The following is a 12,658-nucleotide window of genomic DNA, read 5'->3' as shown; positions in this document are numbered from 1 at the left end:
GGTGATGGCTTAATGCAATCGATCCTGTAGTCGGTACCAACTGCCCACCAGGGGTAAAAACCACGGTTTACCAAAATGGCCGGGGATAGCTGGCCACTTGGTATCCTGCCAAGGATGGTTTTGGCGGTTGCCAAGCATCACCTCGGCTAACACATGCCCCATATGCACCGACATCTGTACGCCATGGCCGCTATAGCCCATGGCGTAGTACATGCCGTTGTGCTGGCCTGCATGGGGAAACCGATCCTGGCTCATATCGACCAGCCCGCCCCAGCAGTAGTCGAGCCGCACCCCTTTTAGTTGGGGAAAGGCCTCCTCCAGCCCGCGGCGCAGTATCTCGCCGCTTTTGGCATCCGATTGGCTGCCGGACATGGCAAAGCGTGCCCGCCCGCCAAACAGCAGTCGGTTGTCGGCGGTAAGCCGGAAGTAGTGACCGACAATGCGGCTGGTGACATAAGAGCGCCGCTGGGGCAGCAATTGGGCACACTGGGCGGCTGAAAGTGGTTCGGTGACGACGATAAAACTGCCCACCGGCACCAGGCGGCGGCGAAACCAGCTTAGTGGGCCTGTCTGCGAAGCGCCGGTGGCCAGCAGCACGTTTTCGGCGCGAATGTCACCGCTGGGTGTGCCTAGCTGGTACGCGGACTTCTCGCGGGTGACGCGGGTCATCGGCGTACGTTCAAAAATATGCGCGCCATGCCTCGCCGCTGCTTCGGCCAAGCCGACGCCGAAGCGCCCCATATGCATCTGGCCGCCGTTACGCTGAAGCAATCCGCCATGGTAGAGCGACGAGTCGACTTCCTCTCTAACGGCGGCGGCGGAGAGCATCTCCACGTCGCTATCCACGTCGCGGCGAATGGCGTCGCAGGTGCGCGCGAGCTTGTCGTAGTGTTCCGGTTTAGCCGCCAGTTTCAGCTTGCCGTGGCGCAGGTAGTCGCAGTCGATCGCTTCTTCGGCCATCACCTGCTCGACGCTGGAGACGGCCTCGGCGTAAGTGGTGTAGTGAGCAATCGCGCGCTCGCGGCCAAGCTGCTCGACCAAGCTGGCGTAGTCTTGGGCCACGCCGGTGTTGCACTGGCCGCCGTTGCGCCCCGAGGCTTCGCCAATGATTTGGCCTGCTTCCAACAGTGCTACGCGGGCCCCGCCCCGGGCCAGCGTGCGGGCAGCCGATAGCCCGGTAAAGCCACCACCCACCACCGCAACATCGTAGTGCTCTTGGGTGAGGGCCTGCTGGCCCCCGGTAAAGGCGGGCGCTGTGGACAGCCAATAGGAGTTGAGTTGCATGGGCGGCTCCTGCACGGTTGGCGAAACAGTCAGCTTAGAGACCGACTAACGCGGGCAAGTCGCGGATATCATTAATCTTGGTCGCCCCATAGCCGTCGCAATAGGGCTCGTGGTTGCGCGCCACAAACGCCTTGTTCTTGATGCCCATTAGGTGAGCTGAAATAAGGTCATAGCGGAAGCTCGATGAGACGTGCAACAGCTCTTCGGGGTGGCAGTCCAGGCTGTCGATCATGGCCTCGAAGGCGGCTAAACGTGGCTTGTAGACTTTGAACGTATCGGCGGTGACGACCTTGTGAAAGGGCACCTCGAGCTTTTGCACGTTCGACATGATTTGGCTGTCATCGGCGTTGGAATAAATCACCAGGGGGATTTTGTCGGCAATTTTCGCCAGCCCCTCAATCACGTCCGGGTGTGGGCCCCAGGTAGGGACGGCCTGGTAATAGAGCATGCCTTCGTTGTCACGGTATTCGATGCCCCAGCGTTTGCAGGTGCGCTCCAGAGCGCTGCAGAGAACCTCCGCATAGGGTTTCCACTCGCCGAGTACTTCATCGTAACGATAAGCGCCAAAGTCCTGCACGAAGCGCTCCATGCGTTCAGCATCAGGGATGCGATCGGCAAAAATTTCGCGCGTCATGCGCCCCATCTGGAAGTTGGTGAGTGTGCCGTAACAATCAAAGGTGATGTACTTAGGGCGCATAATCTCGCTCATGGTGTTTGATCCTCTTGTGTCATGATTGGAGTAATTGGAGAGTCCTTAGCGCAACGACTCATTTCATTACAGCATTCTTGAGCAGGCGCCCGACGCTGAAAGTACGCGCCCGGCTAACACAAACCGCCTTTTTTTGGGATTGATGCAGCACAGAATGCGGCAGGTCGATCACATCATTTCGGGCTGGCGGATACGGCTGCCATCGGAGAAGCGTTTGATGTGGTAAGGAGCAGGATCGACAACAGGCGTTGCATTGGTCGCCAAATCCGCTGCCAGTCTTCCTGCACCAGGCCCAATGCCAAAGCCGTGACCGCTAAAGCCAGCGGCGACGATAAAGCCAGGGATGGCCTCAACCGGAGAGATGATCGGTATCATATCCGGCGTGGTATCGATCATGCCGCCCCAGGCGCGGGCAATATGGACACCTTGGAGCGCGGGGTACTCTGTCTGTAGGGCAGCCAGGGCGGCACGTGCCTGAGGTAGGTCAGGGGCGGGGTCAAGCACCCGCTGGCGCTCAAACGGCGATACCTGATCAAACTGCCAACTGCCGGCCGCTTCTGGCCCGTTAAAGAAAGACGCACCGATGCGTATCTGCAGCTTCTTGGCTAATTTACTGCGGTAGGCGGCGTAGAATTTGCTCGCGTAGCGTAGCCCCTGGGGGCTGATTTCCACCCGGCCAAGGCCCGACAGCGCCAAGGTGTAGCTGCCATCCAGGCGGCGGCGTAGAGCGACCTTGGGGGTAATTAAACAGCCCGGCGTGACCTCCGGTGCGGCGGTAGTTTGCAGTGTGGTGCCCATGATATTGGCCGAGGGGAGCTCAACGCCGTGGCGACGGCAGAAGCGAGAGCTCCAGGCCCCGCCTGCACAGATAACCGTCGAAGTTTTTATCAATCCATGTTCAGTCCACACGCCACTCACACGCCCGTCATGCAGATCCAGGCCGCGCACCGCACAGTTTTGATGAATATAGGCGCCGTGTTCACGGGCGCCAATAGCGATGGCCGAGCAGGCCATCGAGGGTTCGGCCTGGGCATCGTTGGGTGACCAAACGCCGCCAATACAGGGTGTGGTGCTGCCCGGCGAGCGCTCACGGGCTTCTTCGGCACTCAACATATGGCTGATGAAGCCCCGTTCCCGGGCCTGTTTTCCCCATGCCTCCCACTTGGCAAGGCTGGCTTGGCTATCGGTGGTGTAGACGATGCCGTTGCGCCGAAAGCCCACGTCGCGGCCTATCTCTTGGGAGAACGCCTCCCAGCGGTCAAGGCTATACATGGCCAGCGGCAGTTCGAACATGTCGCGATTCTGCTGACGTACCCATCCCCAGTTGCGGCTTGACTGCTCGCCGCCGATAAGTCCCTTCTCCAAAACGGCAACCGAGACCCCTTGTCGCGCCAGTTCATAGGCGGCGGTCGTCCCCACGATGCCGCCACCGATCACCACCACATCAACCTGCTCGGGAAGGGCCGGGCTGTCGTGTACGGCGTCCACGTTGATAAACATGCTTGCTACCTCTATTTGGTAGATAAAGTAATCATCTAATACGCGGTGTCACTCACTGGTCGAGATCGATCAGCACGCTTTTGTGTTGCAGGCAGGCGTCAAAGGCAGCACGGCCCAAGTCCCGGCCCACCCCAGAGCGCTTGTAGCCGCCAGTAGGAAGAATGTAGTCGTTACTGCGGCCGTAACGGTTAACCCATACCGTGCCCGCCGAGAGTTTTCTTACCGTGCGCAGCGCGCGCCCCAGGTCAGCGGTATGAATACCGGCTGCCAGGCCGTAAACATCGTGCTCGGCCAGCGCTAAGGCCTCTTCTTCACTGTCGAAGGTTTGAATGGTCAGCACAGGGCCGAAGATTTCTTCCTCCACGGCGGGATTATGGCGATCGTTTGTATGCAGCAGGGTGGGTTGGTAAAAGTGGCCGCCATCATGGCGTTCGAAGCGCTCTCCTCCGCTCAATAGGTCAGCGCCTGCCTCGCGAGAGCGTGCCACAATCGATTCAATGCGGGTCAACTGGGTGTTGGAAATAATCGGTGAAAACCAACCGCCCGCCTGCCAAGTGTGGCCAGGGGTGAGGGCTTTGAAAAGCCCGCTAAGCCGTTCAATTATGGGCTCAAGCAGCTCGCGTTGGATCAATAACCGCGAGCCGGCGACGCACACTTGCCCGGCGTTGCCGGTAATGGCGGCGGCAAGGGTTTTGGCGGTGCGATCAATATCCGGGATATCGGCAAACACCAGTTGCGGGCTCTTGCCACCCAGCTCCAGGGTGACCGGCTTGGGCCCGGTTTCGGCACAGGCGCCCATGATGGTGCGCCCGGTCACCGTTGAGCCGGTGAAGGTGACCTTGGCCACATAGGGGTGACGGCATAGCGCATCGCCAGTGACCGGCCCATTACCCTGAATGACGTTGAACACCCCTGGTGGCATGCCCGCTTCGATGGCTAACTCCGCCAGCCGCACGGCGGTGAAAGGGGTCATCTCGGAAGGTTTGAGCACCACTGTGTTGCCTGCGGCCAGCGCGGGGGCGACTTTCCAGCAGGTCATGCTGAGGGGAAAGTTCCAGGGGGCGATCGCGCCAACGACGCCCAGCGGCTCGGCAATCTGCATACCCAGGTGGTCGTGGGCGGTCGCCGCGACCTCGCCGCCGTGTTTGTCGGCGAATTCCGCAAAGAAGCGAATACCCTCGGCGGTGTAGGGCACATCCCAGGCCCGCGTCTGATCGATCGGCCGGGTGGAGCCGAGTGATTCCAGTGGGGCGAGATAGTCAATATCGGCTTCAATCAGATCCGCCCAGCGGCGCATAATACGTGCCCGCTCCCGCGGCGCGCAGCGTGACCAGTCGCCGCGCACAAACGCCTGGTGGGCACTGGTGACGGCATCATCGACGCGGTTGGCATCGGCCATGGGCAGTTCGGCATAGACAGCCCCGTCGGAGGGGCGGGATACGCTGAGCGCACTTGGGTCAGTGACGTGCTGGCCCTGAATAAAGTGCGCACAGGGCAAGGCAATGCGGGCAGGATCGAAACTTGGCATAAGAGTCCTTGAAGTTAGTTCAATAGCGTTTTCGTTTAGCTACCATCCTAGGTCGTATGCCCCAGCATGGGGTGCTGAGTACAGGGTGCTTGGGCGCAGGTGATGCGCTCCCCCATAGCAGCGACGGTTAAATCTGCTGAATTGCACGAAGTGCTCTTTTATGGCGTGGCATCGCTGCGTCCTGAGTGCCAAAGTAGCGGCAAACCGATTAACACCAGCGCAAGGAAAATAGTGCGATGACCCACTCCCCTTTGACGTCTGCTTCAGCTAGTGCTCCCGCCCGTTTTGAGCGTGAGGGCTTAACGTGGCGAACAATGACCGTTAACGATCTTGAGGCGGCGCATCGCCTGTCGCTTAAACTTGGCTGGCCCCACCGCATCGACGATTGGCGCCAGATGCTTGATGTGGGTGAGGGCGTCGTGCTGGAAAGCGTTGACGGTGAGCTGGTGGGAACTGGCCTCTGTTTCAGCCAAGGTGCTGTGGCTACCCTGGGACTGGTGGTTATTAGCGACGAGTGGCAGGGCCTCGGGCTGGGGCGCGAGATGATGGTGCGGCTGATGGCGCTGGCAGACACGCGGACGCTGCTATTAGTGGCCACGACCGCCGGCCGGCCCTTGTACCAAAAGCTGGGTTTCGAGCCGTGCAATCGCATTTGCCAATACCAAGGGGTGGTCACCGGCGCACCGCCTGCGCCGCCGCTGCCGGGTTTACGTGGGATGCAGGCAAGCGATCAGGCGGCACTGCTTGCTCTCTCACCCGATAGCCCGGCTCATGCGGCGGTCGCTCAATCGGCTACCCATGGGGTGGTCATTGAAAAGGCGGGCGTGATTGAAGGGGTAGCGCTGAAGCGAACGTATGGGCGCGGTGCGCAAATTGGCCCCATTCTGGCACGCAGTGCTGAACAGGCTCAGGCGTTGGTATTGGCGCTGCTGGCGGAGAGTGAGGGGGAATTTATACGCATCGACTTAGTGGATCCCGACGATGATAGCTGGCTGACTGCTTCAGGGCTCAGCTGCGTCGACGAAGTGACCCGCATGTACTATGGCGAGAGCGTTGAGGAGGGGCCGTTAACGCGCTTTGGCTTGATATCTCAGGCCATGGGCTAGCGGTGGAGAGACCTTATGAACGCGAATATTGTGGATGCTGCTAACGCTATCACCCCCCAACTCAATGCCCAGCGGCGTGACTTTCATCGCTACCCCGAGCAGGGGTGGATGGAGTTCCGCACCGCCAGCCTTGTGGCTGAACGGCTTAGCCAACTGGGGTTCAGCGTTCAGCTGGGGCAAGCGGTGGTGAGTGAGTGCGCCCGCATGGGCGTGCCGGATAGGCAAACCCTGGAAGAAGCTTTGGCGCGTGCGCGCGCACAGGGCGCCATTGAACGCTGGTTGCCTGCCCTGGAAGGGGGCTTTACCGGTGTGGTGGGCACACTGGATACGCAGCGCCCTGGGCCAACCCAGGCGTTTCGTTTCGACCTTGATGCCTTACCCATCGTAGAGTCCAGCGAGGGTAATCACCGCCCTTACCAAAAGGGTTTTCACTCGCTCAATCAAGGCTCAATGCACGCCTGCGGCCACGATGGTCATGCCACCATTGGCTTGGGAATGGCCGAACTGTTGAGCCAATTTTCCAGTCAACTGGTTGGTAAAATAAAATTGATTTTCCAACCCGCCGAAGAGGGCGTGCGGGGGGCCCAGTCGATGGTCGAGGCGGGTGTCGTCGATGACGTTGACAGACTGGTTGCCACGCATCTGGGCCTCGGCCATCCCAGCGGCCAGGTGATATGCGCGGCGGATGGCTTTCTTGCCACCACCAAGCTGGATGTTCACTTTTCCGGTAAGGCGGCCCATGCTGGCGGGCAGCCAGAGATGGGCCAAAACGCCTTGCTGGCGGCCGCCCAGGCGACCCTGGGTTTGCACGCCATTGCCCCTCATAGCCAAGGCGTTTCGCGTATTAACGTAGGGCAACTAACAGCGGGAAGTGGCCGCAATATCATTGCCGATAGCGCCTTGTTAACGCTGGAGACCCGTGGCGCTACTGCGGACATAAACAGCTATATGGAAAACCGTGCGTTTGAGGTGCTCAAAGGGGCTGCCGCTATGCAGGGAGTAAGCATCTCTACCGAACGCGTGGGCGCTGCCAGTGCCTGCGCCGCCACTCCTGATCTGGTAGAAAAAATTGCCGCCTGTCTAGCCGATCACCCTGGCATTACCCAGTTAGTGAGGCACGACGTGACGCCCGCGGGTTCTGAAGATGCTACCTCGTTAATGGCCAGGGTGATGGAGCGTGGTGGTCAGGCAACCTACATGATTTTCGGTGCTGACCTTGCGGCTGGCCATCATCACGCCTGCTTTGACTTTGATGAGGCAGTAATGCCACTGGCAGTCGGCGCATTGATGCAGATAGCCCTTAATCCTTGAAATTAAAAAAGATAATGTCGTTGTTTTTTTGCTAAAGGATATATCAAAACACCTCGCTAAGCGGCGATGGCACTTAGCGAGGTGGCTCTGTGTTGTTGAGTAGCAGTGATAGTCAGCCCCCATTGAGTTAGGCAACCTGACTTTCAAGCTCACCAGGAATCAAGAATCCACGCAGGATTTTCTCCATTCTCTGCCGTGCGTCAGCATGCTCGAGGTCAAGAAAATGGCCTGCATTGGGCACGACTTCAAACTCGCACTTCGGCATATAGTCGTTGGCGATTAGGATGTCTTCTGGCGTCGTGTACTCATCCAGTTTGCCATTTACGAAAAGCGTCGGTATCTCAATATTACCCAGTAGCTGCTCGTAGTCGGTGTCGTTCATGGAAAGTATTTGCTCAATATGAAAGCAGACCTGTTGAAGCTCTTGGTCATCTAACCGCGAGAGATGCCGATAATTAATATATTTTAATAAGCGGGGTAAGTATTTGCCCACTTCGTCATTAAGCAGATTAGCAGCGGTTTTGACATCGCCAATCTGAATATAATGGCGTGCACCATTGATATAGCGCAGCATGCCGTCGTTAAGCTGAGTGGAAAATGAGGCTAGTACCGCTCTTTTAATAGAGGTGGGGGCTTGCGCCAAGGCCCTCATGGCGGCATAACCTCCCCAAGAAACGGAAAGTAACGACGTTGGTTGGTAACGTTCAATCAGGGTTAGGAGGATATTGACTTCATCCTCCTTGGTAATGATACCACCCACAGGGTTATGTGGTTTCGATTGGCCAGCAAAAGGCAAGTCAAACAGGATAACGTTTAACCCGTCACTCAAGTATTTGACGCAATTGGTAAAAGAAGCCGTGGTGGCTAGCGCGCCATTGACCATAATAATACTTTCAGTATTTTGTGGCTGTTGATAGATTTCTACATGCACGCAATGATTGCCTATCTCAACGAGTTCGGTTTGGGCTTTCATGATCTTTTCCTTGCAGTAATTGGGTCAGTTAATGCGAGTTCTATTAATGCGAGTTCTATTAATGTGAGCTCTATGCGCGTGCATGTCTGAGTAATTGATTCTGAACCTATCAAGTTCATTAGCTGTCACAAATGTGCAAGTTTTTTTAGTGTTTCTTTATTTGTGTTTACCTGATTGTTGAGGGTATAGGCTGCTGTGTATGTAGGATATTGTGGACGCGGTTTGTAAGAGATTCGCTATGCTAATGTAAGAAATATCTTATAAGTAAGTTTTTAATGCGCAGTTGTTAAATAATGTGTAGTCGGGTGGTGTTTGGATTAGTTCGCGTAGTTAAATATAACTGATGAATATTACGGGGGATTAAACATACCCCCTCTCCTGTCTCAGGTGAGGGGGTTATGGGAACTGGCTCTAGTACGCGACGCAGAAACGCTGATTGGTATGGCGTGGGTTTTCTAACTCATCAATCATGGCGATGGCGTAATCCTGTACGGAAATACGGCTATTGCCTTCGCTATCGGCCAATAGTGTATCGCCGCCAATCCGGAAACTGCCCGTGCGTTCGCCGGGGAAAATCTCAGCAGCGGGGGAGAGAAACGTCCACGCTTGAGCCGTTTGCCCGCGCAGTGTTTCAAGAGCCGTTTTCGCTCCTTCCGCTGTAGCCCGGTACTCTGCTGGGAACCCCGGGGCATCTAACAAAAACTTACCCGGCGCTACTTCGAGTGTGGCTGCGCCACCTACTACCAGTAATCTAGGCACAGACGCGTGTTGGGTGGCGGCCAAAATCGAATTAAAGCCTTTGAGATAGTAGTCGTAAACATCCACCTGGGCATGGCCGCTAAAGGCGCTGATAACAGCTTCAAAACCGCGGAGCTGCTCGGTAAGTGCATCGGTATTTAACACATCGCTTTTAACGGTAGTGACATTCTCCTGTGCTGCCACCCGTTCAGGGCGAGTCACTAACGCCGTCACGTGATGGCCGCGGGAGCGCGCTTCGGTTAATAGGGCGGAACCAATAAATCCGCTGGCGCCAATCAGCGCAATCTTCATCGTAGTACTCCTTCAGTGGGTAGTCGCTGCATTGTCGGACGCTTTATTGATTTGAAAAATAGCGATTAACGTAATTTACTGTTGTCGATTTCATAACAATAGGGTGTCATATGACCACCGCCAGCGAGTTCGACTTAAACGGTTTGCCGATCTTTATCGCCCTGGTGGAGGCAGGTAGCTTTACCAAGGCGGCGGAGCGGCTAGGCTGCACGAAAACTCGGGTAAGCCTGCAAATTCGCCAGTTGGAAACGCGCCTGGGCGTAACCCTGTTCCTTCGCACCACGCGGCGGGTTCAACTTACCCAGGCCGGCGAGGCGCTTTATCATCAATGTCACCCGCTGTTAACAGATCTACAGGGGGCGCTCGCCAGTGCCGTGAGTGACACCCAACAGCTGCATGGCGAGCTGCGTATCACGGCCCCTGAAGATTACGCCGCCGGGGTGTTGAGCGAAGCGGTGGTGGCGTTCAGCCGCTTGCACCCGGCGCTGCATATAGAGCTACGCAGCGGCGACCAGATAAGCGATATGGTGCAGGACGGTATCGATTTAGCGTTTCGTTTAGGCTGGTTAAAAGACTCAACGCTGCGAGCCCGTCGGCTAGGCGCCTTTCAGCAGCATGTGGTGGCTGCGCCTGATTACTTGAAATGCCACGGCACGCCCTCGTACCCCGAGGCACTGGAAGCGCACGATTGGATCGCCTTTACGCCGTTAAAAGCGCCGTTAACCTGGAATTTTCAGCGAAGAGATGAGCGATACGAAGTGCAAATGAGTGCGGGGTTGGCAGCCAACTCAACGGTGAGTTTAGTTGCGCTGCTGGTCGCTGGCGGTGGTCTCTCAGTATTGCCGGATATTACCGCGGCGCCGGAGATAGCCGCCGGACGTTTAGTACGCGTGCTTGACGAGTGGGCACTGCCCGAAGGAGGTGTTTATGCGGTATATCCGCCAGGGCGACACGTGACCGCTAAAGCGCGTGCATTTATGACCTTCTTTGACGCCTGGTTAGCAGGTAGAACTTAAGTGCTGCCGCCAGTTTGCAGCGTAAAACCTACATCGTGTTGGCGACGGTAGACGTTTTTACCGCTTAGTCGGCGGATGAGCTCTTTGGCAGCGAGGCGTCCCATCTCCTCTCTGGGGGAGAGAATAGTAGTGAGCTGCGGCGTCACATGTTGACCAAGGGGGAGTCCGTTAAACCCCGCAATGGCGATATCTTTCGGTACATTGAGCCCTTGGCGTTGAGCGGCCAGCAGGGCGCCTGCCGCCAAGTCGTCGTTGGCAAAGTGAATGGCTTGGGTGTGAGGGTATTGAGCTAATACTTGGGTAAGCCCTTCCGCGCCCGCCTGCAGGCTGCCCAGGGTGTCTAGTTCCAGTAGTGGGGCGTCGAGCCCTTTCTCCTTTAGCACCGATTGATGCCCATCAAAGCGCATGCTGGCACGATAATCCTGCGAGAGCCGCGCGCCCACATAAACAATATGACGGTAGCCTTTGTCGATAAGATGGCTGGCCATGCAGCGGCCTGCCGCCACGTGATCCAGCCCAACGTTAAGATCCATGCCTTTGCCAAGCTCCATTACCTCCATAATGGGGTGATCCCAGTTCGCCAGCAGCGTATGGCAGGCCTTGTTATGGCGCAGTCCAGCGGTGACCAGTGCAGAGCATGACCAGCCCAGAAAAGTGCGCACCAATTGATACTCTCGGTCTAAATCGTAGTCGGTATTACCCAGCAGTATCTGGTAACCCTCAGCTTCGAGTGTTTCCTGTAGGCCTTTAATGACCTCAACAAACACGCTGTTGATCAGTGACGGCACAATCACCGCTATCAGCCGCGAGCGGGAAGAGGCCAGGCTACCGGCCACTAGGTTGGGTACGTAGCCCAACTGCTCTACGGCTTGTAGAACACTCAGGCGAGCACTATCGCTGACCTTATCAGGGTAGTTCAGGGCTCGAGATGCGGTAATCGGTGAAACCCCTGCCGCTTGGGCCACTTGGCTGAGCGTGACCTGATCCGAGCTTCGGCGCTGCCTGGTAGTGTTGGGAGAGTCAGCGTTGGGAGAAACTTTGCTAGGCGAGTCTTTAGACATTGGTCGCACGATCCTGATTTTCAACTTGTCGTTACGCAAACAGTAATCTAAAACGAATGGTAGCGCTATCATGACAGCGCTACCACTGCGCTGGTGGCGATAAGCTCTGGTGGCGATGAGTGAAAGAAGAAACAGCGAAGCACCGCGAAATAGCAACAAACACAACAACAGCGAGGTGTCGGCGGGTGAGTCAACACGATAAGCAATCACTTCAAGTAGGTGTCATTGGTTTGGGTGCTATGGGCATGGGCACCGCAACCAACTTGCTCCAACAAGGGTTGAACGTAACAGGTTGCGATATCTCCGCTGCGGCCAGAGAGGCTTTTGTGGCAGCAGGGGGCCAAAGCGTAGCGACTCCTGCTGAGCTTGCTCACTGCCATATTGTGTTGGTGGTCGTCGTAAATGGGGGGCAGGTTGAGCAAGTGCTGTTCGGTGAGCAGGGTGTGGTGAGCCACTTGGCCCAGGGCAGCTTGATCGTGCAGTGCGCCACGGTGGCGCCCAGTCAGGCGAAACAGTTTGGCGAGCGTGTGGCGGCAGAAGGGGTGATGTTTTTGGATGCGCCCATTAGCGGCGGTGCTGCCAAAGCCAAAAGTGGTGAGCTATCGGTGATGGCGTCAGGGGCAGAGGAGGCATTCACCTACGCCGAAGTAGTGCTCGATACCATGGCTGCCAAGGTTTACCGCCTTGGCGATACCCCAGGCGTTGGTTCAAGCATGAAGCTGGTCAACCAGCTACTGGCAGGGGTACATATCGCCACCGCTGCCGAAGCGATGGCGCTGGGCATTCGCATGGGGCTCGACCCCGAGGTTATTTATGAGGTGATTACCCACTCGGCGGGTAACTCCTGGATGTTTGAGAACCGCGTGCCGCATATTCTGAGTGGCGACTACACGCCGCTTTCAGCGGTGGATATCTTCGTCAAAGATCTCAATATCGTGCATCAAACCGGCCGTGAACTGGCGCTGGCAACGCCCGTTGCTTCAAGCGCTCTGCAGCAATTTACCGCTGCCAGCGGCGCGGGTTTTGGCCGTGAAGATGACTCGGCGGTCATCAAAGTCTACCAGCGGCTATCCGGCATCACGCTGCCCGAAGCTGCCAACGATGCCGAGGAAGTCTGATG

The 12,658-nt window shown here is 57.0% G+C and carries 11 protein-coding genes; 4 read left to right on the top strand and 7 right to left on the bottom strand.

Features of this window, described 5'->3' with window-relative positions; genetic code table 11:
- Positions 1-9: 9 nt before the first annotated feature.
- The 4 genes from QT231_RS08295 to QT231_RS08280 all read right to left on the bottom strand — a co-directional run bounded on the left by QT231_RS08295 (position 10) and on the right by QT231_RS08280 (position 5,021).
- Positions 10-1,284 carry an FAD-binding oxidoreductase gene (locus QT231_RS08295; RefSeq protein WP_308336441.1) on the bottom strand — a complete coding sequence of 425 codons (1,275 nt, stop codon included), beginning with the start codon at positions 1,282-1,284 and terminating at the stop codon, positions 10-12.
- 34 nt (positions 1,285-1,318) lie between these two features.
- The gene (locus QT231_RS08290; protein ID WP_308336440.1) at positions 1,319-1,993 is read right to left on the bottom strand and encodes a haloacid dehalogenase type II; all 675 of its coding nucleotides are present in this window, start codon (positions 1,991-1,993) and stop codon (positions 1,319-1,321) included.
- Positions 1,994-2,161: 168 nt separating this feature from the next.
- Positions 2,162-3,493, bottom strand: a complete 1,332-nt coding sequence (locus tag QT231_RS08285) for an FAD-binding oxidoreductase (protein WP_308336439.1) — start codon at positions 3,491-3,493, stop codon at positions 2,162-2,164.
- A gap of 52 nt (positions 3,494-3,545) precedes the next feature.
- The gene (locus tag QT231_RS08280) at positions 3,546-5,021 is read right to left on the bottom strand and encodes an aldehyde dehydrogenase family protein (protein ID WP_308336438.1); all 1,476 of its coding nucleotides are present in this window, start codon (positions 5,019-5,021) and stop codon (positions 3,546-3,548) included.
- A gap of 236 nt (positions 5,022-5,257) precedes the next feature.
- On the opposite strand from QT231_RS08280, the gene QT231_RS08275 reads away from it, so the two are divergent.
- Together QT231_RS08275 and QT231_RS08270 are read left to right on the top strand one after the other, a co-directional pair.
- Positions 5,258-6,127, top strand: coding sequence for a GNAT family N-acetyltransferase (locus tag QT231_RS08275; RefSeq protein WP_308336437.1), 870 nt, complete (start codon positions 5,258-5,260; stop codon positions 6,125-6,127).
- 15 nt (positions 6,128-6,142) lie between these two features.
- A complete protein-coding gene (locus QT231_RS08270) occupies positions 6,143-7,438 on the top strand; it encodes an amidohydrolase (RefSeq protein ID WP_308336436.1) in 1,296 nt (431 codons plus the stop codon).
- Between the two features lie 127 nt (positions 7,439-7,565).
- Here QT231_RS08270 and QT231_RS08265 read toward each other — a convergent pair whose 3' ends face one another.
- Together QT231_RS08265 and QT231_RS08260 are read right to left on the bottom strand one after the other, a co-directional pair.
- Complete coding sequence (locus tag QT231_RS08265) at positions 7,566-8,411, bottom strand: alpha/beta hydrolase (protein WP_308336435.1); 846 nt, start codon at positions 8,409-8,411, stop codon at positions 7,566-7,568.
- 411 nt (positions 8,412-8,822) lie between these two features.
- The gene (locus QT231_RS08260) at positions 8,823-9,461 is read right to left on the bottom strand and encodes an NAD(P)-dependent oxidoreductase (protein ID WP_308336434.1); all 639 of its coding nucleotides are present in this window, start codon (positions 9,459-9,461) and stop codon (positions 8,823-8,825) included.
- A 110-nt stretch (positions 9,462-9,571) separates the two neighbouring features.
- On the opposite strand from QT231_RS08260, the gene QT231_RS08255 reads away from it, so the two are divergent.
- Positions 9,572-10,477: a LysR family transcriptional regulator gene (locus QT231_RS08255; RefSeq protein WP_308336433.1), complete on the top strand. Its 906-nt coding sequence runs from the start codon at positions 9,572-9,574 to the stop codon at positions 10,475-10,477.
- On the opposite strand, the gene QT231_RS08250 is transcribed toward QT231_RS08255, so the two are convergent.
- The gene (locus QT231_RS08250) at positions 10,474-11,538 is read right to left on the bottom strand and encodes a LacI family DNA-binding transcriptional regulator (RefSeq protein WP_308336432.1); all 1,065 of its coding nucleotides are present in this window, start codon (positions 11,536-11,538) and stop codon (positions 10,474-10,476) included. The two genes, QT231_RS08255 and QT231_RS08250, sit on opposite strands and share 4 nt — an antisense overlap.
- Before the next feature lie 185 nt (positions 11,539-11,723).
- Between QT231_RS08250 and ltnD the strand changes: the two genes are divergently transcribed.
- Complete coding sequence (gene ltnD / locus QT231_RS08245) at positions 11,724-12,656, top strand: L-threonate dehydrogenase (protein ID WP_308336431.1); 933 nt, start codon at positions 11,724-11,726, stop codon at positions 12,654-12,656.
- Positions 12,657-12,658 lie beyond the last annotated feature (2 nt).

The organism is Halomonas sp. SpR1 (assembly GCF_031010175.1).
Lineage (GTDB): Bacteria > Pseudomonadota > Gammaproteobacteria > Pseudomonadales > Halomonadaceae > Vreelandella.
The sequence above is the reverse complement of the archived record's forward strand: the minus strand, read 5'-3'. Positions and strand labels throughout refer to the sequence as shown.

Bases quoted from the DNA above. Each gene is read 5' to 3' on its own strand.
- QT231_RS08250 (WP_308336432.1), bottom strand. From the start codon at position 11,538: ATGTCTAAAGACTCGCCTAGCAAAGTTTCTCCCAACGCTGACTCTCCC.
- QT231_RS08270 (WP_308336436.1), top strand. From the start codon at position 6,143: ATGAACGCGAATATTGTGGATGCTGCTAACGCTATCACCCCCCAACTC.
- QT231_RS08280 (WP_308336438.1), bottom strand. From the start codon at position 5,021: ATGCCAAGTTTCGATCCTGCCCGCATTGCCTTGCCCTGTGCGCACTTT.
- QT231_RS08265 (WP_308336435.1), bottom strand. From the start codon at position 8,411: ATGAAAGCCCAAACCGAACTCGTTGAGATAGGCAATCATTGCGTGCAT.
- QT231_RS08260 (WP_308336434.1), bottom strand. From the start codon at position 9,461: ATGAAGATTGCGCTGATTGGCGCCAGCGGATTTATTGGTTCCGCCCTA.
- QT231_RS08285 (WP_308336439.1), bottom strand. From the start codon at position 3,493: ATGTTTATCAACGTGGACGCCGTACACGACAGCCCGGCCCTTCCCGAG.
- QT231_RS08275 (WP_308336437.1), top strand. From the start codon at position 5,258: ATGACCCACTCCCCTTTGACGTCTGCTTCAGCTAGTGCTCCCGCCCGT.
- QT231_RS08255 (WP_308336433.1), top strand. From the start codon at position 9,572: ATGACCACCGCCAGCGAGTTCGACTTAAACGGTTTGCCGATCTTTATC.
- QT231_RS08295 (WP_308336441.1), bottom strand. From the start codon at position 1,284: ATGCAACTCAACTCCTATTGGCTGTCCACAGCGCCCGCCTTTACCGGG.
- QT231_RS08290 (WP_308336440.1), bottom strand. From the start codon at position 1,993: ATGAGCGAGATTATGCGCCCTAAGTACATCACCTTTGATTGTTACGGC.